This is a genomic window from Paenibacillus sp. JT22N12 (genome assembly GCF_056269365.1).
This window is the reverse complement of the sequence record NZ_JBWDNU010000001.1, coordinates 847,123-866,396: the sequence shown is the minus strand read 5'-3', so window position 1 is coordinate 866,396 and position 19,274 is coordinate 847,123. Positions and strand designations below refer to the sequence as shown.

The window sequence follows — 19,274 nt, the reverse complement described above, 5'->3', positions numbered from 1 at the left end:
TTATCGTTCATGCTCCATTAAAAAAGGATTAAATGGTCCAGTCCAGCTTCACTTCTTGTCCGGTGCGGGAGGATTCGTAAATCGCATCAAGCACCAGATTGCTTGTAAAGCCGGTCATGGCGGTTGTCAGCGGCTGTTTGCCTTCCCGGATGCACTCCAGAAAGTGGCGGCTCAGGCGAAGTCGTGCGCCTTCATCATTTTGCGGCGTACCCAGCTCGGTATCAATCGGACGCATGAATTTCTCTGTCAGCAGCTTGCCTGCATCGCCCCGGTAGCTGGCTCCGCCTTCCGTTCCCATCAAATGAATGAACGGTGAATTGTCGGTATCCATATGAACGGCCCAGCTGACCTCCAGCGTCAGTGTGCTGCCATCCTCCATCCGGATCATCGCCGTTCCCAGATCCTCTACATCATAGCGGCCATCCCAATCCGGGGTTCCCCATGTGCCGATGCCTTTGCGTTCCGGACCAAATTTGGCATACGTTGCACCCGAGACCGCAACCGGCTTCGGACTGCCCATCAGATGGAGAGCCAGATCGAGCAAATGTACGCCGATATCGATAAGAGGGCCGCCGCCGGACTGTTCCTTCTGGGTAAACCAGGTTCCCCAGCCGGGAATGCCTTTGCGGCGGAACCAACCGGCTTTGGCGGTATAGATGTCGCCGAGTTCTCCGGCTTCAACCTGCTGCTTGATCTGCATGGGAACCGATTCCCATCTCATCTGATGGGCGACCATCAGGGTTCTGTCCGATTCGCGGCTGGCCCTTACGATTTGACGGGCTGCGTCCACATTCAGTCCCATAGGCTTCTCCAGCAGCACATGCTTCCCTGCAGCCAGCACCTGAACAGCAAGCGGAGCGTGGAATTGATTCGGCACTCCAATAATGACAGCGTCGATATCCGGGCTGTTGATCAGTTCATCGTTCGTTTGGAATACTCTGGGGATGTCGAACTGCGCCGCGCGCTGCTCCGCGCGTGCCAGATTAAGATCTGTTACACCGGCGATTTCGCATTCCTGCGGGAGTTTGGAGAATTCCCCCATATGAACCCCACCAATGTTACCTGCGCCAATAATCCCGATTCTGATTTTACTCATTCGTTTTTTCGCTCCTTTGGCTTGTACGTAAACGCTTCATTTCATGTTAAAATAGATTCGGAAGAAATGTATGCCAATTGTTTCGAAGAATATCCCAATATTTCGATAGGGGAGCGCTCACATGACCTATTTCCCTAAAAATTTAAAATCGTACCCGAACATGGATTCATCCCTTCCGCTGCATATCAAGATCAACCGGCTTAAGAATGGCTATCCCAGCCACCGGCATGATTTTCTCGAATTCTCTTATGTGGTCGAGGGGAAGGGGCACGAGACCATTAACGGCATCCCGCATCCGATGATACCGGGTACCTTCACGTTCATTCTGCCCTACCAGATTCATGAGATTCATACCGATCCAGGCCAGACGCTTGTCCTGGTCAACTGCATGTTCAGCATGAGTCTGCTCATGGAAGGGGGAGGTCAAACGGAACTGGACCGTCTGCTGACGGAAGATGAGGATCTGGCGTCATTCGTGCAGCTTGGCGGACGCGATCATGAACGCTTCTGCGATCATCTTCATGATATGCTTGATGAATATGAGGGAAGCGAGCGCCTGCGGGCCTCGATGCTCAGAGCGAAGCTGACGGAGCTCTTGGTGCTCTTCGACCGGAAGCGCAGGGCAGGCCAACTGGCGTCCGCAGAGACGGCAAACGGCTCCGGCAAGCTCAATCCCACATGGCGCATCATTCACTATATTCAGAGTCATTACCAGGAAAGCCTTACCCTGTCCGATCTGGCGGTGAAATTCTCCATGAGCATGTCGCGGATCAGCGAACGGATCAAGGAAATGACGGATTTGACATTCGTTCAATTTTTGAACGATCTGAGGATACGCCATGCCTGCAGCCTTCTGGTCTCGACGATGATGAATATTACGGAGATTGCCTATGAGGTCGGATACGGATCGTACAAAACCTTCTCGCGTTTGTTCAGGGAACAGAAAGGGGTCGTACCCACCGATTACCGCAAGCTGAAGATGCAGCAGGCCTATGCGAAAGCCGGCCAGCTGTAGCGGAATCCCGGGCTTGTGGGCGCGAACTACCATGCTACATACAAGGAGGAGTTAACCGTGAAGTATACGACATTGGGCAAAACAGGGCAGAACGTAAGCCGTCTGGCCGTGGGCGGCTATCCGTTCTCGGGCGTCAACAAAGCGCAGGGCTGGGACCCGTACAGCAAGCAGGGAAGAGCGGATGCGATCGGCGTCGTTCATGCAGCGCTGGATTCTGGCATTAATTATGTCGACACGGCTCCCGCCTATGGCAGCGGACACAGCGAAAGCATCATCGGAGATGCCCTGCAGGGCAGACGCAGTCAATGCCTGGTGGCTACCAAGGTGACATGGCCCGATTCCTGGGCGGGCATCGGCAAGGAAGGCGTCATTCGCGGCGTGGAGGACAGCCTTGCACGGCTGAAAATGGATTACGTCGATGTGATCCAGTTTCATGGCGGCGTCTTTTCGCATGAAGATTCGCAGGCCATCTTGAACAGCGGGCCGATGGAGGCCCTGCAAACATTAAGAGAGCAAGGCAAGGTCAGATGGCTGGGAATCACGACGGAGGATGCCTGCTCCATTCTGGAATTGATCGATACGGATTTGTTCGACGTCATCCAGATCAATTACAACCTGATCTATCAGAATGCCGCGCTTCACCTGCTTGACAGGGCTGCGGAGAAAGAGCTCGGCGTTGCCGTTATGAGGCCGATGACCTCGGGGATTTTTCAGCGGATGCTGGAGCATCTGGCTCCCGGACTGCTTGCAAGTGAGGATATATATGCGCTCTGCCTGAAGTTTCTGCTGTCGGATTCCAGAGTCCACATGCTGAACGTCGGCGCGAGATGGCCGGAGGAAGTTGAGCGCAACGTCCGGCTTCTGGATGAATTTGTACCAGAGTTCGATATTGCCGATCTACCGCGTTTTACGGGCAAAATCTATGAATCGGATGACAGGAGAAACGGACTGCTATGAGCATGAGCCAAATACTAGGAGAGAGGATTGATCGCATGACATATGCAGCAGATGCATATTCGCATATCGGTCTGCCCCGTTATGGCGGGATTGAGGATTTTGTGAACAACATGAAGCGGTTCGGACTGCGGAAGTCGGTCATGGTGCTGTTCAACGCCGTTCCCGAGTTCGCCAGCCTGTTTGCAGGCATCCGCGACTATCCGGAGTCGATCCGGGGAGTCGGAATCCCGTTCGGTCAAACGCCGGAGCAGCGTATGGAGCTTGTTCTGCTGCAGCTTCAGGCGGGCGTCATCGGCATCAGAATGGAAGCCGGCGAAGCGCTTGGCAATCCCGACATTCTCAAGCTGCTCGGGGAGCAGGGGAAATGGGTGTTCGCCCTCACTCCCTTCCACTCGGAGGAGCTTACCCGGATGTATCTGAATTGGCTGGAGCAGTATCCGGCCGGGAGGATCGCATCGCCCCATCTGCTGTACACCGAGGCCGCATCCGCCGGTTTCCGGGACAGGCCGTCCGTCAAGGAGCTGCTGGGCCATCCAAGATTTCACGCCATCTTCTCCAGACATGGAGGGCATGGAAGCACGCTTCCTTATCCGCATCGGGATTTTCTGCCCTGGATGTCGTTCGTCCTGGAGTGGGCCGGCTATGAACGGACCATGTGGGGGAGCGAATATCCGGTCATCTATTCGCGCAATGAGACGATGCCTGCCTGCATCTCATGGCTCGCTGAAATCGGCGCAGGGCTGTCGGAGCAGCAGCTGAGCAAGGTCATGCACGACAACGCGGAGCGTGTCTTCTTCTCAGACCCGGCACCGGACAGCAGACCTGTCATCATCCCGGACTGGGTAGCCGGACAATTCAACCATGAGCAGACGGTGAGAATTTACAATCAGGACGGATACGAGCTGCCCCTTGACGTATACGGCAAGCTGATCAACGGATATTTGCAGTCGGAGGAGCTGAGCGCGGGCATATCCTTCGCGGATTATTTTGTGAAACGGATTGTCTCATCCTTGAATTAATGGAGGAATATAGCCAGGCCGGGGGTACTACACCATGTAGTACCCCTTATCGCTATGTCCCATGAAAGTTGGAACGGAGCAGATACCCCTGAGGCACCTAGAATGAAATATAGAAGGAAGGCCAAGGGGGAGCAGGCTACGACGTTAACGGTTATGATTGTGCTGGCGGGTTGTATGCAGCTGGGCGTGGCGGCGGGCAGTCTTGCGGTGCGGCCCTGCTGTATGCGATGAAAACGGTCGTTTATGTTGAATATTGCATTCGCGAGAATCGAAGGCTCCTACTTTTCCCTGCATGAAGGTCTTCGCTGTACTCTTGTTGAACTAAATAGATAACCTGACCGCAGATGGATATGATTATAGGGAGTGTGCAGATGAAGATCAGAGTGTTAATCGCAGACGACAATTCGTTCATCCGCGAAGGGATGCGGATTATTTTGCATTCGTTTGAGGAGTTTGAGGTTGTGGCAACCGTCGGAGACGGAGCGGAAGCGGTTGAATTTTGCAAAGCCAACGAGGTGGATGTGGCTCTGCTTGACGTCCGTATGCCCAATATGAACGGCGTAGAGGCAACCAGACGGCTGACGGAGGAAACGAAGACGAGACCCCTCATCCTGACCACCTTCGACGATGATGAGTATATTTTGGATGCGATCCGTTTCGGGGCCAGAGGCTACCTGCTCAAGAACAATGATCCGGAGCGGATCTGCGACGCCATCAAGAGCGTGCACAACGGCCATAATGTTCTGCAGGATGTCGCACTCGACAAGCTGAAATCCAGTATGGGCGCGCCGGCGCCGGCTGATTCCGGCACGCCCTTCGACCGCAGTCCGTTCACGGAGCGCGAGCTTGATGTGATGGCGCTCATTGCGAAGGGGTACTCCAACAAGGAAATCTCCAAGGAGCTGTTTATTTCCGAAGGTACCATCGCCAATTACATTACCTCCATCCTGAGCAAGACCACACTGGAGCACCGCACACAGATCGCCATTTATTATTTGACGGGTAAAATCCGCTGAACGAAAGGATTCGAAGAAACACATGGAATTATGGACTGTCGGCAATAAAACCATTTTGCTTCTCTATGTCATCGCGGCTTCATATTTTGCCGTCTCAGAGCCGATCTCCTGGCTGGTGCTGTACTACCTGATCTATTTAGCGATGAATCTGGTTGTTCATATTGTCAGGGACCCTCGCGTCAAGCAAGGCATCATTGGGGGCATTATCCTCTATCTCATCGGGTGTGCAGCGTATGTGCATCCGTACTTTATCCTGCTCCTTCCGCTCAGCGCCTATGAGCTGTCCTCGTTCCGGATCCAGAACCAGGTGTATGTGTTGATGCTTATTTTGCTGCCTATGCTCTTCATGCGCAACTCCATGCTGGCGCTGTATGGGTTTACAGCGGTGCTGAGTTTCTTCAATTACGTCATGATCCGCAAGTATATGGCCAGAGTGAACAAGCAGGAGGACAGCCTGGAGCGGATGCGCGTCGATCTTCACCGGCTGTCGAAGAAGCAGAATGAGAACCGGGATTTTCTCCGGACTACGGAATATACGGCCAAGCTCGAGGAACGCAGCCGACTGTCGCAGGAAATTCACGACGGCATCGGTCATGCCATGACGGGGGCTCTGATCCAGATGGAGGCGGCCAAGCGGCTGATGGCTGACGATCCTGCCGCGGCAGCGGCGCTGCTGCAGAACGCTATCGGCATCTCCAAGGAAGGAATCGAGCAGATCCGGCTGACTCTCAAAAACACCAAACCGCTCAAGGAGCAGCTTGGGCTCAGCCGTCTGAAGTCCATCGTGGAAGCCTTCGGAGGCCGGACAGGGCTCTTGACAAGCGTTGTGCATGAAGGGGATATGGAGGTCATTACGCCCCTGCAGTGGAAAATCATTCACGAGAATGTGACGGAATCGTTGACCAATGCCGCCAAATATGCCAGCGCAACGGCGATTCATGTGGAAATCAGGGTGCTCAACCGGTTCATCAAAGCGGTGGTATCGGATAATGGACAGGGGGCGCCGAAGGTTGTAAAGGGACTGGGGCTGATCGGTATGGAGGAGCGTGCGGCCGCCATGAACGGTACGGTAATCGCCGACGGAACAAGAGGATTTATTGTCACGACCCTGCTTCCGAGCGGCGCGCAGTGAAGAATCTCACCCCCGGCCGGGGGAGCATTCATCATAAAAACATGAGAATTCTCATTCCGAAAGGATGAACTTATGCACTGGCATGAGGGCATCCTTTTTTCTTACAATAAGGACATGAAAGAGATAATGAAACGGAGTGAACCTCATGAATGTATTGGATATCCGCAATCTTACGAAGAAGTTCGGCGATTTCATCGCAGTCGATAATATCTCGCTTTCAATCCGCGAAGGCGAAATATTCGGTTTTCTTGGAGCCAACGGCGCCGGCAAAAGCACGACCATCAACATGGTGTCGTCACTCCTTCGACCGACCAGCGGAGAAATCCGCATCCTGGACAGGGACATTATGAAGCAAAGCCGGTTCGCGAAGGTCAACCTTGGAATAGTGCCGCAGGACCTGGCGATTTATGAGGATATGACGGCCTATGAGAATGTAAGCTTTTTTGCCGGGCTGTATGGTCTTCGGGGTTCCCGGCTGAGGGAACGGGCAGAGGAGGCGCTGGAATTCGTCGGTTTGAGCGATAAGGCGAAGACCTTCCCGAAAAATTTCTCGGGCGGCATGAAGCGCCGGCTCAACATCGCCTGCGCCATCGCGCATAAGCCCAAGCTGATTATTATGGACGAACCGACGGTCGGCATCGATCCCCAGTCGCGCAATTATATTCTGACCTCCGTGCGCAAGCTCAATGAATCGGGCTGCACGATTATCTACACAAGCCATTACATGGAGGAAGTGGAGGAGATCTGCTCCCGCATCGCGATCGTCGATCACGGCAAAATCATCGCGGAAGGGACCAAGGAGCAGCTCAAAGCCACCATAACCGATGTGAAGGACATCCGGATCGAATTGAAGTCGGCCCAAGGCTCGGAAGGCGAGCGGCTGCAGGGGATTCCGGGGGTACGCAAGGTTCTTCAGGAGGAAAATATTCTCCGCATTCACAGCGATGCCGCCGTTGACAATCTGAATCTAATTCTGAAGCGGCTGATGGAGGACAATATGGAAATCCGCGCTGTCGAGGAACAGGAGCCGAACCTCGAGATGGTATTCCTCACCTTGACCGGGCGCAAATTAAGGGATTAAACATCCATAGAGAGGAGGTTATGGCTATGAATACATTATCGATTGCCCTGAAGGAAATCAAAAGGGATTTTCGCGACCGGCGCACGCTGTTTTTCATGCTGGCTTTTCCCATCGTGCTTATGCTGATTCTCGGCCTGGCTCTGACCAATGCTTTCACCAGCAATGCAAGCATCGGCAGTATGAAGGTGCTCGTCAAGGATACAAGCAGCGGCATGCTGTCCCAGTCCTTTCAGGCATTCGCCAAGGAAATTGGCTCAACAGGCGTCCAGTTCGAGACGGCCAAGGCAGACATTGACGGACGGGAAGAGGTGGCGGAGAACCGTTACCAGGGTTATGTGGAGCTAACGGATAGCGGCATATCGCTGTACGGCAGCGACCGCAGTGCCCTCGAAGGCAATATCGTGCAGGGGATGCTGAGCGCTTTTACGGATAAATATAATGCGGCCGCAGCCGTAGAAAAGAGCGATCCCGATAAAATCGGTCTCGTATTCGCCGGGAGCGGCGGAGGTTATATTCAGGAAACCTCGATCATTGCCGACCGCAAGGCGGGATCGATGGATTACTATGCTTTGGCCATGACGGTCATGATCGCCTTATGGAGCGCCATGTCAGCGGGAGAGCTCATCCGCAGTGAAATCAAACGCGGTACGGTGGCCCGGCTTGTTGCGGCTCCGGTGAGCAGAAGCGAAATTTTTATCGGCAAGATTATGGGCAATATTGTCATTAACATGCTATGTGTCGTGATTATTGTATTCTTCAGCAAATTTGCGTTTAAAGCGTATTGGGGCGATCATCTGGGCCTGGTGCTGCTCGTACTGCTCACGGAGGTGGTAATGGCGGCCAGCTTCGGGCTCGCGGCAAGCTATTTGCTGAAAGGGACCTCATCACGCGGAATTGTTAATCTGCTCGTACAGCTGTTTTCCTTTTTCGGCGGCGCTTATTTCCCTGTTGATGATGTCGGCGGAGGCATAATGAGCTTCGTGACGGAACTGTCCCCCATTCGCTGGGCGAATCGGGGATTGACAGAAATTATCTATTCCAACGACTTATCGGCAGCTTGGCCGGTTATGGGGTTGAACCTTGGTCTTGCAGTATTGTTTCTCGTCATATCGGCAACAATTATGAAACGCAGGGAGGGTTTGTAAATGTGGAAGGATTTTTGGTTTCTGGTCCGGATTACGCTGTGGACCACATTTCGTAAGCCCTCCAACCTGATCTTGTATTTCGGTCTCCCGGTTGCCGGAATTCTGCTGTCCACCCTTCTCTATGGTTCCCCGGGACAGACGGTGCTCCGAGTTGGAGTCGTGAACGGGGATGGATCGGAAGCCATAGCGGCGGATACGGCGGGCTTCGTTCAGGGGCTGGATAATGTGAAAATCGTAAGCGTAACAGAGAGCGAGCTGAAGAGTCAGCTCGCAGCTGGACAGCTGGACAGCGGAATTGTCATCGGAGAAGGCTTCTCTAAAAGCGTGCTTGAAGGCAGCCCCGCTCATATCGGAATCCAGTCGCTCAAGGGCGCCCAGGTGACCGCTTATATGAAGTCTATGCTGGCCGGCTACATTGACAATATCTCCGCCATCGGCAAAATATCAGCAGGAGATACAGCAAAGTTCGAGCAGCTGTACGATTCGTATCGGGGGACGGACTTCAAGCTGTCGGCACAGTCCGTTACGGATTCATCATCAACGAAGGATATGTCCTACCAATCGATTGGTTATCTGATCATGTTTATGATGATGTCTGCAGTCAACCTCTCGGAGCTGATTCTCAAAAATCGCGAGAACCGCACTTATTTCCGCATTTTGTCTTCACCGGTAGATGCCAGAACCTACGTCATGTCCAATGTATTTGTGAATTTATGCATCATGATGGCCCAGATTGTGGTTGCACTGTTCTTCATGTTCGTTATCTTCGGACTCGAGCCCGGTATTCCTGCAGTTGAGATGCTCGGCATCATGTCCCTGTTCGCCCTGGTGTCGGTTAGTCTCTCGCTCGTTGTCGTCGCTTTCTCCAAGAATACGGCTATGGCAGGAGCACTGCAGAACCTGATCGTAACACCAACCTGCCTGATATCCGGCTGCTTCTTCCCGATCAGCATCATGCCGGAGGCCATCCGCCGCATAGCGGATTTCCTGCCGCAGAACTGGGTGCTGCAGTCGATCAGCAAGCTGCAGTCGGGAGGCGCGCTCAGTGGCATCTGGTTCAACCTTGCGGTGCTGCTTGCGTTCGCCGTAGTATTCTTCCTGATTGCAACCTACAAGTTCGGACGAAACAACGATACGAGAAATTTTGTTTAACATATAAGGATGTAGGAGATTCCCTATACTTTGCTTCTATTTCTGAAGGAAGAAACGGCTGCACCGCCAATAGGACGGAGCAGCCGTTTCTTCTTGATAACGGAGTAACGGTGTTTATTTTGCATCTACTGGTGGGAAATTGCCTAAAGTGGGTAAAATAATACAACAACCGTGGAGCGGCGGTTCTGACCACATAAACAATCCGCTTCAGTCCTGGAGGAGATACGAATGATGACATTATCACGGCAATCGCTAGTCGACTGGCTGCAGAGCCATACCGGCCAGGAGATCCTGATCCGAAAACAGGAGCAGGAGGATCTGGACGAGGTTCGCCTTGAGCTGAGCGATATCGATTATCGAAGCAGCCGGAGCGATTCCATCGATGAGTATACATCGGACAGCGCGCTGCTGCTTCACGGGCGGGGTACTGTAATAACGGAAGACAGCGAAGAGGAGCTTCCTTCCCGCACCTTCGAGATTCCGCTGCAGGGATTAAACTATGCGAAGCAGGAGAACGATGCATTGGTTCTGGAGACCGAGCGGGCCAAATACCTGATCAGTGTTTTATAATCCTTACCCTGAAGATGCTTGAGCATCAAAGGCATATTGCCCAAAAAAGGGACCCGGCTGCATGCAGCCGGGTCCCTTTTTTTGAAAATATAAGAACTTATAAAATTCATCATACTTTGCTTATATTTCTGAGGGAAGAAACTAACTTTGCCGCCAAAAGACGGCGCAGCCGGCTCTTCTTACTTTGGCGAAAGAAGAATAATGGAACGCAAACGTTACAAGGCACGCCGCAAACAGGCGGTCTTCTGTTTCAATCATAGAACAGACAATTTATTAACGAAAGGGACAAAACTTGCGATTCTGCAAAGGAGCAAGAACTGTCGCTAACCTGCGGCTGGTGAATGGGCTACTATATGAATGGAAAGCGCCGCCAAATACTGTGGCGCCCGAAAAGAAATTCATATTTGAGGAGGTTTTGCATGATTGCAGGAAAGCTGTATGGTTATGCCCTGTCCTTGGTCCTGTTCATAGGTCTGCTTGCAGGATGTTCAGGAGGGAACGGGAACGAGCCCGCTGTTGACAGTAGCGATGAGGGGACTCCGAATGCCGCGGAACCAGCCGCAGCTGCAGAAGCGTTGAAGCTCCAGTTTATGGTGCCCTCGTTTGCAGAGGTACCCGACATGAACGACCAGTATTGGACGGAATGGCAGAAGCGGACGAACACATCGCTCGACGTCGAGTGGATCCCGTCCGGAGATTACGATACGAAGTTTGACCTGGTGCTGGCGTCCGGCAATCTCCCGGAAATCATTGTCGCCCAGAATGTGACCCGTCCCACGCTGCAGATGGCCATCAAGCAGGGTGCGTTCTGGGATCTTACGCCGTTCCTCGGCGACTTCAGCAAGTACCCTAACCTCAAGAACAACAGCGAGCAGAATGTCTGGACGTATATGAAATCCGACGGGAAAATCTATGGGATTCCCCGCAACCGTCCTGTCATTGATCCCGGCATTAAGATAAGAAAGGATTGGCTGGATAAATTAAATCTGCCCATACCCAAGACACTCGATGAGTATGCCGCAGCCCTCAAGAAAATTGTGGACGGGGACCCCGACGGCAACGGAAAAAAAGATACGATCGGCATCATCGGTCACGGCTACCTGCTGGCTGATGGGGACGGCTCTTATGAGGCTGCTTTTGGCGCACTGGACCCTTTTTACAATCAGGAGGGCGGATTGGTTCGCGATTTATTAACCCCTAATTACACGGATATGGTGGAATGGTTCCGTAAGCTGTATGCGGACGGCATTCTGGCGAAGGAATTCACGACGATCAAGAAAACGCAGGCGGAAGAAATGTTCGCCACCGGCCGCGCAGCCTCCTATACCCGGAATATTTGGCGCGATTACACATGGGAGCAGGAGAACAAGAAAACGCAGCCTGATGCCGAAATCATTACGCTTCCTCCGATGCAGGGTCCCAAGGGGGTCAGCGTGCAGCTCGTGCCGCCATTCTTCGGGGCGAATTACATTTCCAAGAAGGTGCCGGAGGAGAAGGTTAAACAAATTCTTGATTATTTTGAGAAAACGACCACAATGGAATACACGGATTTCAATTATTTTGGCATCGAAGGCGTTCATCACACATTGGTCGATGGGCAGCCGCAGCTGACCGAGCTTGGAGTCAAAGAGGTGACTACAAACGCCAATCAGGTATTCGCATTGGCCTTCAACAATAAAATGAAGGTGTTTAATGCCTCGGCCCCCAAAGCCTATAACGACGCCAAGCTGAAGGATGCCGAGGTGTACGGCGAGGTTGGCAAAACCAATGTGTTCAACATCATCGCCTCGGTCAAGTGGACGGAGGTCTGGCCCAAATATGAGAAGGAGTGGCAGTCGATGGCCACCAAAGCTATTGTGGGTCAAATCTCCATGGACGAGTACAAGGCCTATGTCGATAAGCTGAACGCCATGCCGGAATTCAAGCAGGCGTACCAGGAATATGCCGCGATGTACAAAGAGTATTTCGGAGAATAAAACCGCATGAACCAAGGAGGAATTTGTTGTGCCCATCTATAACACGGACAATAAAGCGTATGAAGGAGAGCATGTGCTGGATAACCCTCCCCCGTTTCATGAGAAGCTGCTTGATTACGGCGAGCGCCCGTACTGGTCGCCGGACGGCAAACGGCTTGCCTTTATCGAGCGGAATTACGGGGATGTTTGCGAAATGGATATGGCCACAAGAGAGGTCCGCAATTTGACCAAAAATCTGGGAAACCATCATTCCTTCCTGCGGGTTCTGTTCCTCGCAAACGGAGATTATCTGCTCATTGGTCCCAAAGAATTCAAAGACCGCCGCACCAGCAGATATCTGGAGTCAGAGCTCTGGATCATGGATAAGGATGCCAGCGCTCCGCCCAAGCCGCTGGGCCGGAGAATTTCCGAAGGGGCGGGGGTATCGGCAGTAGCGAACCGGATCACATACTCCATGCATGGAGGACATGATCCGCGTATCGGCACAACCGAGGACTACGAATGTCATGTAACGGACATCGTTTATGGACCGGAGGGTCCGGAGCTTGGGGATGACCGGGTCATCTACCGCAATGTGCGCGGCTTCCATCCGGAGCCTCAGGATTTTCGCCATAACGATACGGAAGTGATCATGGCCGAATATATCGGCAGTCCCTACAGGACTCCGGATAATTGGAAGGCTGTAACAAGGGGCATTGATCTGAAGACCCTCGACGTGCGCACTTACATCACAGAGGAGCAGACGCATAATGAATGCGAAGGAATCTTTCCGGATCACGAGCATATTTGCCTGGAATCCTCCTGCGATCTGGTGAATCAGTTCCCTCCCTTTGATTTATGGAAGCTGAAGCTGGACGGCTCCGGCAGGCGGGTTCGGATGACGCGTTTCTTTGACCGTTCTCCCTGGAGAGCCAGCAATTCCAATGTAAGCCCGGACGGCAAATGGCTGGCATTCATGGTCAACACCTACACGAGCGAGCCGGGATTTGGAATGGGTCTGGGACTGATGAATTTGGAGGAGTGGGAAAAAAGCGAGTATGCGGCGCAGTGGGAAACACCGGAATCCAGAGCTGCGACGCGGCAGTAAGTGCAAAAATCAGCTTGGGCGTTTCGATGAAATTCGGGGTTAACAACAAAAACGGTTCTCTCGCAAACTTGCGAACAGGACCGTTTTTTATCGGTTATTCCGCAAGTCTCTGCCAGCATCGTCAAAAATAGTGCAATTTCTCCCAAGGATTCGACAATGCGGGCATCGAATTGTAGTAGGATAGCGGACGAAAATATTATCGTTTGGGGGGTCATAATGGTTAACTGGATTGAAGCCCTGGTACGCCAGCCGGGTTCCGTGCTTGCTGCCAACCGCGGGAAATATTTATACAAGTTAATTTGGCTTGGATGCATATCCGTCTGTGTTCCCGTCCTATTGGCCAGCTTGGTTTACTATCAATTTTCCATGAACCGGATGAATCAGCAGATGCTCAGCGAAAGCCGGTCATCCCTCACGATGATGAAAGACAGGTCCGAACGCATTCTGCAGGGGATAGAGCAGGAATCGCTTCAGCTGGCGCTCGATCCTGCCCTTACGAACTTTTTTACCAAGCCTGATCAGGAATCCGGTATCATCTGGCATCAGAATATTTTGGATAAAATTGCCATGTTCAAAAATACCAACAGCTTTATCGATGAGATTTTTTTTTATAACAGGGCGGAAGAAACTGTGTTGTCCAACCGCTACGGCACAGTCGATAAGGAAAAATATCCATACGGGGAAGACATCGACCGGCTCATCCTGGACGGCAATCTGTCCCAATGGACTATCATGCCTGCCGGGAAGAAGGACGGCTACATCACGTTCGCCCGGCTGCTGCCTATTTTGGGAAGCGGGAAGGCGCAGGGGGTATTGGCGTTTGAGATTGAAACCTCCGCAATCAGCAAATTTTTGCAAACGGATACAATTATAGTTCCGAAGGAAAAGGACTTATTCGTACTGAATTATCAGAAGCTTTTCCATAACGGCAATACAGGTTCGGAAGACATCTATTCAAAGCTTAATCAGATGGAAAGCCTCGAGAAAATCCGCACCTCCGGCAAAACGACCGACAGCTTCTTCGCGGAAGGGATTGACGGGGACCGGGCGCAGTATCTGTACCAGAAAAATGTTTTCGGCCGCACCTACGTGACGGTGATTCCCGAGAAAATCATCGCCGGACAAATCAACTGGATCCGGGGAGTTACGCTGCTTGTGCTGTTTTTTTTCATTGCCGTGGGCGTTCTGCTGACTTACTTCAATACGAAGAAAGCGTACAACCCGATCGGGGAGCTGATCAAGCACAGCAGAAACCTGAGCTTCGGGAGAATCCAGAATAAAGACAATGAGTTCGACTATATCAAGGAATGTCTGGACTTCTTGAATAACGAGGCCGAGAAGCTGGGCACCTTCATGGAGCAAATCGAGCCTTCGCTCAGGGAAAAATGCTTGCAGCAGCTGCTGAGCGGCGATTATGTCAGAAATGATTCTCTCATTCGCGATTCCATCACGTACGGGATATCCGTTGATTCCACCAATGTGGTGCTGATTGCTGAAGTAGAGAATATCTCGAAGGACAAACGTTTCCTGCCTGATGAAAGAAGCATTATCGCGTTTGCCATCGCTAATGTCATGCAGGAGCTGCTTCAATCGGATGCCCGTATTCAAGGCTATGTCATCCCCTTTCAGGGAAGGGGCGTCGCCCTGCTGCAGTTCGGTCAGGATACCGAGCTGTCGGTCATGCGCAGTCAGACTATTGAGTATGCGAACTCCGTATGCGCCTCGCTCAAGAACGTCCTGTCCTTCGACGTGTCCGTAGGCGTCGGGCGGTTCTACTCCCATACAGCGGATGTCCCGGTTTCTTACAAAGAGGCGGAGATCGCGCTGCAGAACCGGATTTTTCGTTTATCCGAGCATGTCTTGTTCATTGACGATATGGAACGCAGCAAGAAACAGGCGTTGTTCCGTTATCCGCAGGAATTGGAAACAGCCATTGTCGAGGCATTGGAAACCGGAGATCCTGGAGAAGCGGGCCGCCATTTATCCCAATTCTCCGAAACGCTCCGCAGCTCCCATTCCTATATATTGGTCTATCAAAGCTATTATGTGCTGCTGTCCGCCGTGATTCATTCTCTGGAAAGGCAGGGGGGCAGCCTCGTTGACATCCTGGAGCATAATTTATTCGGACATCTCAAGAACAAGCAAACGTCCCAGGAAATCTACGAGTGGTTCGTCGAGAGCATCTTTCCTCTCTACAAATGGCTTGCGGAAAACTACAGGAGCGAAGCAGGCCAATCGGCCGTCAAGCAGGTTTGCCGGCATATCAAGGAGAACTGCAACAACGACCTCTCGCTGGTGAGCTGTGCGGATATGGTAGGGATGAGCCCTTCTTATTTGAGCCGGCTGTTCAAAAAAGAAATGGGCATGAATTTTCTCGATTTTGTCGTCGACTGCAAGGTTGTGGAGGCGAAAAGGCTGCTGCTTGAATCGGATCGGACCGTCAGCGATATCGCGACGGCGATCGGATATTCGGAGCGGAATTTAAACCGTATCTTCCAGCGTTATTCGCGCATGACCCCCAGCGCATTCAGGTCAAGAAACCGGTAAAAAGGGAGGGTTGGACAGTTTTTGCTCTTGCCGGACGGAAATTGTGAACCGGCTGGAAACGGGAAGTTGGTCAAGAATTGTCCCTTACATGCAGACGGAGGTATCGATAATATCAGGTTAGCAGCGAGCAGCATCATCGTTAAACGCGGAATGAAGCACTGTTCCTCGTTTATGGATGGAAGGAGGCCGAATGGCTATGGTTCAAAAACGAAAACCGCAGCTGCCTTACGGTGCGGTATATTTCCGCAAATCGAATCCGCCCGGCGAAGACTGGCAGCGCGATTATGCGGTCGCCGGTGAGGACGGAATGAATATGTTCCGGCACTGGTTCATGTGGGGAGCCATCGAAACGGCCCCCGGCGTGTATGATTGGACCGATTACGACCGGCAGATGGATTTGGCGGCGCAGCACGGCATTCAGACCATCGCCGCCGAAATGATCACATCCGTTCCGGAATGGGCGGTACATGCGATGCCGGAAGCGGTGCATATGCGAGCGGACGGAAGCCGTCTCAAGACACAATTGAGCGGCAGCAGCGCCACTGGAGGCTTCGGTGACGGCTCTTCGGGCGTCTTGTGTCTGGATTGTCCGGAAGCAAAGGAGCTTGCCGGGCGCTTCCTGACGAATCTGGTGCTCCGTTATAAGGATCATAAAGCAATGGCGGGTTATGACGTATGGAATGAGTGCAATTATTCTCCGCATATTTGTTACTGCCGCTTCACGAAGGATAAGTTCCGTCAATGGCTCAAGGTCAAATATTCAAGCCTGCAGGAATTGAATCAGGCCTGGCACAGGTACAGCTATACCGCCTGGGAGCAGGTGGAGCCTCCGGCGCAAACCGCCCCTTACCCGGAATGTTTGGACTGGCTGGCTTTCAAGAAAGACAATTTCTACGAGCATATGCAGTGGAGGATCGATCTGATCCGCAGCCTCGATAACCAAAATCTGATCACGGCGCACGGGATTGCTGGCAGTCTTCACATTATGGCATCCATGGGGGCGGATGACTGGCTCGCAGCCTCTAAAGTGGACGTTTACGGGTTTACCTGGGTAGCCTCCCGCAAGGGCGGCGAGCCCTGGAAGCAGTGGCATGCCGTCGATCTGGTGCGCTGCGCTTCGCGCGGCAAACCGTTCTGGCATGCGGAGGCTCAGGGCGGTCCGCTGTGGCTGCAGCCCCAGGTTATCGGCCGTCCGAGAGAGGATGGAAGAATAACAGAGCCGGAGGATATCCGGATCTGGCAGATGATCTCGTTTGCCGGAGGCGCCCGCGGGCTCTTGTTCCCAAGGTGGCGTCCGCTGCTCGACGGCCCCTTGTTCGGTGCCTTCGGCGCTTATGCCATGGACGGCTCAAGGACGGACCGTTCATCTATGGCAAGTCGGCTGGCCCGTTGGACAAACGATGAAGCCCAGAAGGATTTGCTCGAAGCGGCGCCTATCCAGGGTGATATAGGGATTCTGGTCATGCCGGAAACGCAAACATTCGATTATTTGCTGAATCGTGAAATGAGGGGCGAATGGTACAGCCAGTCGATGTGGGGAGCCTATCAGGGCTTCTTCGACAACAACATACAGGCAGACTGGGTGCATATCGATCATATTGAAGATTACAAGGTGCTTTATTGGCCTTATCCGATTATGGCCACCCGGCAGCACTCGCAAAGGATACAGGAGTGGGTGCGAAGCGGGGGGATATTGATCAGTGAAGGCTGTCCGGGTTACTTCGGAGACAAGGGCAAAGCAGGAGCGCAGCAGCCTAATTACGGGCTGAATGAACTGTTCGGCGCCGCTGAAACACATGTCGAGTTTATGCCGGATATCTCCGGCACGCTGGAGCTGGATTGGGATGGAAGACGGGTGCGCGGAGGCATCTATTCCCAGTCCTATGCCGCCTTCTCCGGCGGGCAAGTGCGGGGGCGCTATGGGGATGGCAGCGCGGCGGTCATCGAGCATGCTTATGGCAGTGGGAGAACTCTGCTCATCGGAACATTCCCTTCGGAGGCTTATTACCGGACACAAGATCCGGTAAACCGCAAGTATTTCCTGGAGGTATTAGCCTGGGCAGGCGTCGATCAGCATGTACGGGTCTCCGATCACCGGCTTCAAGCCCGGCTCTCCGCAGGCAAGGACGGCGGATTGTATCTGTGGATTCTTAATCCGGAAAGGGAGGAACGGACAGCGGAAGTGGAGCTGTCCCAAGACTTGAATGGTCCTGCTGCCATTCGCAGGTATTGGGGAGAAGCGGTTTATGCGCGGAAAGAACGAAGGCTGCAGATGACGCTGAATGGCAGGGATGCGCTGGTGTTGAAACTGGGAGTAGAACCGGGATCAACTCCCGGGGAATCCACTTCCGCCGATGCGGCGGAAGCGAACGGGAGGATAGAGCCATGAAAATCAAAAGCATTGAAACCTTTACCAATAAGCAGATCAGCTTCGTGCGGGTGAGAACCGAAGACGGGCAGGAGGGCTTCGGACAAATCGCGCCTTACCACGCCAATATCTCGGCATTGGTGCTGCATCAGCAAATTGCTCCGCACGCGCTTGGCGCGGATGCGGAAGACATTGCCGCGCTGGCGGAGCGATGCGTGGAAGCGGAGCATAAGTTCCCGGGCTCCTACATATGCAGAGCCGTCGGCGGACTGGACACGGCTTTATGGGATTTGAAAGGGAAGCGGCTCGGGAAAAGCGTATGCGAGCTGCTTGGAGGCCAGCCGCGGGCTGTTACGGTATATGGCTCCAGCATGCGGCGGGATATTTCCCCCGCAGAGGAAGCGGACCGGCTGCAGAGGCTTCAGGATGCGTATGGCTACCAGGCGTTCAAGATCCGTATCGGTAAAAATTTCGGCAGCGATACGGACGTTTACCCGGGCAGGACAGAGGAGATCGTACCGGCTGTCCGCAGAGCCATTGGAGACAGAACTGATCTTTATGTAGACGCGAACAGCGGATTTACACCGGCCAGGGCCATCGAGGTCGGACATATGCTGGAGCAGTACGGCGTCTGCCACTACGAGGAGCCTTGTCCCTACCCGGAGCTGGAATGGACGAAGCAGGTGGCCGATGCGCTGGAGCTTCCCGTTACCGGCGGGGAACAGGATACGGATCTGGTGCAATTTCAGAGGATGATCTCCATGCATGCGGTGGATATCGTTCAGCCCGATATTTGTTACATCGGGGGCTTGAGCCGGGCCTTGAAGGTGGCGCAGATGGCGGAGGCGGCCGGGATGACCTGTACCCCCCACGCGGCCAACTTGTCGATGGTGACTATTTTCACCCTGCATATGGCTGCTGCTGTACCTAACGCTGGCCGGTTCGTGGAATTTTCCATTGAGCCCGATCACTGGACGGAAGGGCTGTTCACCTCCGGGCTTAAGGTGGAGGACGGCAAGGTGCATGTGCCGGACGGTCCCGGATGGGGCGTCACCATTCATCCCGAATGGCTGGCCAAAGCTGAATATAGAATCAGTCAAATCTGATTATATG

The 19,274-nt window shown here is 53.1% G+C and carries 16 protein-coding genes; 15 read left to right on the top strand and 1 reads right to left on the bottom strand.

Annotated features, from left to right (window positions below):
* Positions 1–28: 28 nt before the first annotated feature.
* Positions 29–1,096, bottom strand: coding sequence for a Gfo/Idh/MocA family protein (locus AC0YOA_RS03550; protein ID WP_475785430.1), 1,068 nt, complete (start codon positions 1,094–1,096; stop codon positions 29–31).
* A gap of 121 nt (positions 1,097–1,217) precedes the next feature.
* On the opposite strand from AC0YOA_RS03550, the gene AC0YOA_RS03545 reads away from it, so the two are divergent.
* From AC0YOA_RS03545 to AC0YOA_RS03475, 15 genes are all read left to right on the top strand, one after another.
* Positions 1,218–2,111: an AraC family transcriptional regulator gene (locus AC0YOA_RS03545; RefSeq protein WP_475785429.1), complete on the top strand. Its 894-nt coding sequence runs from the start codon at positions 1,218–1,220 to the stop codon at positions 2,109–2,111.
* A gap of 57 nt (positions 2,112–2,168) precedes the next feature.
* On the top strand, positions 2,169–3,068 hold the full coding sequence (locus tag AC0YOA_RS03540) for an aldo/keto reductase (protein ID WP_475785428.1): 900 nt from the start codon (positions 2,169–2,171) through the stop codon (positions 3,066–3,068).
* Between the two features lie 35 nt (positions 3,069–3,103).
* Positions 3,104–4,087 carry an amidohydrolase family protein gene (locus AC0YOA_RS03535; protein ID WP_475785427.1) on the top strand — a complete coding sequence of 328 codons (984 nt, stop codon included), beginning with the start codon at positions 3,104–3,106 and terminating at the stop codon, positions 4,085–4,087.
* Between the two features lie 102 nt (positions 4,088–4,189).
* Entirely contained in the window at positions 4,190–4,318 is a 129-nt protein-coding gene (locus AC0YOA_RS03530) for a hypothetical protein (RefSeq protein ID WP_475785426.1), read from the top strand.
* A 140-nt stretch (positions 4,319–4,458) separates the two neighbouring features.
* Positions 4,459–5,103 carry a response regulator transcription factor gene (locus tag AC0YOA_RS03525; RefSeq protein ID WP_475785425.1) on the top strand — a complete coding sequence of 215 codons (645 nt, stop codon included), beginning with the start codon at positions 4,459–4,461 and terminating at the stop codon, positions 5,101–5,103.
* A gap of 22 nt (positions 5,104–5,125) precedes the next feature.
* A complete protein-coding gene (locus tag AC0YOA_RS03520) occupies positions 5,126–6,235 on the top strand; it encodes a sensor histidine kinase (RefSeq protein ID WP_475785424.1) in 1,110 nt (369 codons plus the stop codon).
* Between the two features lie 145 nt (positions 6,236–6,380).
* The gene (locus tag AC0YOA_RS03515) at positions 6,381–7,316 is read left to right on the top strand and encodes an ABC transporter ATP-binding protein (RefSeq protein WP_210039312.1); all 936 of its coding nucleotides are present in this window, start codon (positions 6,381–6,383) and stop codon (positions 7,314–7,316) included.
* A 26-nt stretch (positions 7,317–7,342) separates the two neighbouring features.
* Entirely contained in the window at positions 7,343–8,461 is a 1,119-nt protein-coding gene (locus AC0YOA_RS03510; protein WP_475765888.1) for an ABC transporter permease, read from the top strand.
* On the top strand, positions 8,462–9,613 hold the full coding sequence (locus AC0YOA_RS03505; protein ID WP_475785423.1) for an ABC transporter permease: 1,152 nt from the start codon (positions 8,462–8,464) through the stop codon (positions 9,611–9,613).
* A gap of 228 nt (positions 9,614–9,841) precedes the next feature.
* Positions 9,842–10,183 carry a protein YmzB gene (ymzB, locus tag AC0YOA_RS03500; RefSeq protein WP_475785422.1) on the top strand — a complete coding sequence of 114 codons (342 nt, stop codon included), beginning with the start codon at positions 9,842–9,844 and terminating at the stop codon, positions 10,181–10,183.
* A gap of 419 nt (positions 10,184–10,602) precedes the next feature.
* The gene (locus AC0YOA_RS03495) at positions 10,603–12,159 is read left to right on the top strand and encodes an extracellular solute-binding protein (protein WP_475785421.1); all 1,557 of its coding nucleotides are present in this window, start codon (positions 10,603–10,605) and stop codon (positions 12,157–12,159) included.
* A gap of 28 nt (positions 12,160–12,187) precedes the next feature.
* Entirely contained in the window at positions 12,188–13,246 is a 1,059-nt protein-coding gene (locus tag AC0YOA_RS03490; protein ID WP_475785420.1) for a hypothetical protein, read from the top strand.
* Between the two features lie 216 nt (positions 13,247–13,462).
* Positions 13,463–15,793, top strand: a complete 2,331-nt coding sequence (locus tag AC0YOA_RS03485) for a helix-turn-helix domain-containing protein (protein WP_475785419.1) — start codon at positions 13,463–13,465, stop codon at positions 15,791–15,793.
* A gap of 196 nt (positions 15,794–15,989) precedes the next feature.
* Positions 15,990–18,182, top strand: a complete 2,193-nt coding sequence (locus AC0YOA_RS03480) for a beta-galactosidase (protein ID WP_475785418.1) — start codon at positions 15,990–15,992, stop codon at positions 18,180–18,182.
* Complete coding sequence (locus tag AC0YOA_RS03475; RefSeq protein ID WP_475785417.1) at positions 18,179–19,267, top strand: mandelate racemase/muconate lactonizing enzyme family protein; 1,089 nt, start codon at positions 18,179–18,181, stop codon at positions 19,265–19,267. Before AC0YOA_RS03480 ends, AC0YOA_RS03475 begins: the two co-directional genes overlap by 4 nt.
* The last annotated feature ends 7 nt before the right edge of the window (positions 19,268–19,274 follow it).

Coding starts and splice junctions, on each gene's coding strand:
- AC0YOA_RS03530 (WP_475785426.1), top strand. CDS start 4,190: ATGAAATATAGAAGGAAGGCCAAGGGGGAGCAGGCTACGACGTTAACG.
- AC0YOA_RS03495 (WP_475785421.1), top strand. CDS start 10,603: ATGATTGCAGGAAAGCTGTATGGTTATGCCCTGTCCTTGGTCCTGTTC.
- AC0YOA_RS03535 (WP_475785427.1), top strand. CDS start 3,104: ATGACATATGCAGCAGATGCATATTCGCATATCGGTCTGCCCCGTTAT.
- AC0YOA_RS03475 (WP_475785417.1), top strand. CDS start 18,179: ATGAAAATCAAAAGCATTGAAACCTTTACCAATAAGCAGATCAGCTTC.
- ymzB (WP_475785422.1), top strand. CDS start 9,842: ATGATGACATTATCACGGCAATCGCTAGTCGACTGGCTGCAGAGCCAT.
- AC0YOA_RS03545 (WP_475785429.1), top strand. CDS start 1,218: ATGACCTATTTCCCTAAAAATTTAAAATCGTACCCGAACATGGATTCA.
- AC0YOA_RS03525 (WP_475785425.1), top strand. CDS start 4,459: ATGAAGATCAGAGTGTTAATCGCAGACGACAATTCGTTCATCCGCGAA.
- AC0YOA_RS03550 (WP_475785430.1), bottom strand. CDS start 1,096: ATGAGTAAAATCAGAATCGGGATTATTGGCGCAGGTAACATTGGTGGG.
- AC0YOA_RS03520 (WP_475785424.1), top strand. CDS start 5,126: ATGGAATTATGGACTGTCGGCAATAAAACCATTTTGCTTCTCTATGTC.
- AC0YOA_RS03485 (WP_475785419.1), top strand. CDS start 13,463: ATGGTTAACTGGATTGAAGCCCTGGTACGCCAGCCGGGTTCCGTGCTT.
- AC0YOA_RS03480 (WP_475785418.1), top strand. CDS start 15,990: ATGGTTCAAAAACGAAAACCGCAGCTGCCTTACGGTGCGGTATATTTC.
- AC0YOA_RS03515 (WP_210039312.1), top strand. CDS start 6,381: ATGAATGTATTGGATATCCGCAATCTTACGAAGAAGTTCGGCGATTTC.
- AC0YOA_RS03505 (WP_475785423.1), top strand. CDS start 8,462: ATGTGGAAGGATTTTTGGTTTCTGGTCCGGATTACGCTGTGGACCACA.
- AC0YOA_RS03510 (WP_475765888.1), top strand. CDS start 7,343: ATGAATACATTATCGATTGCCCTGAAGGAAATCAAAAGGGATTTTCGC.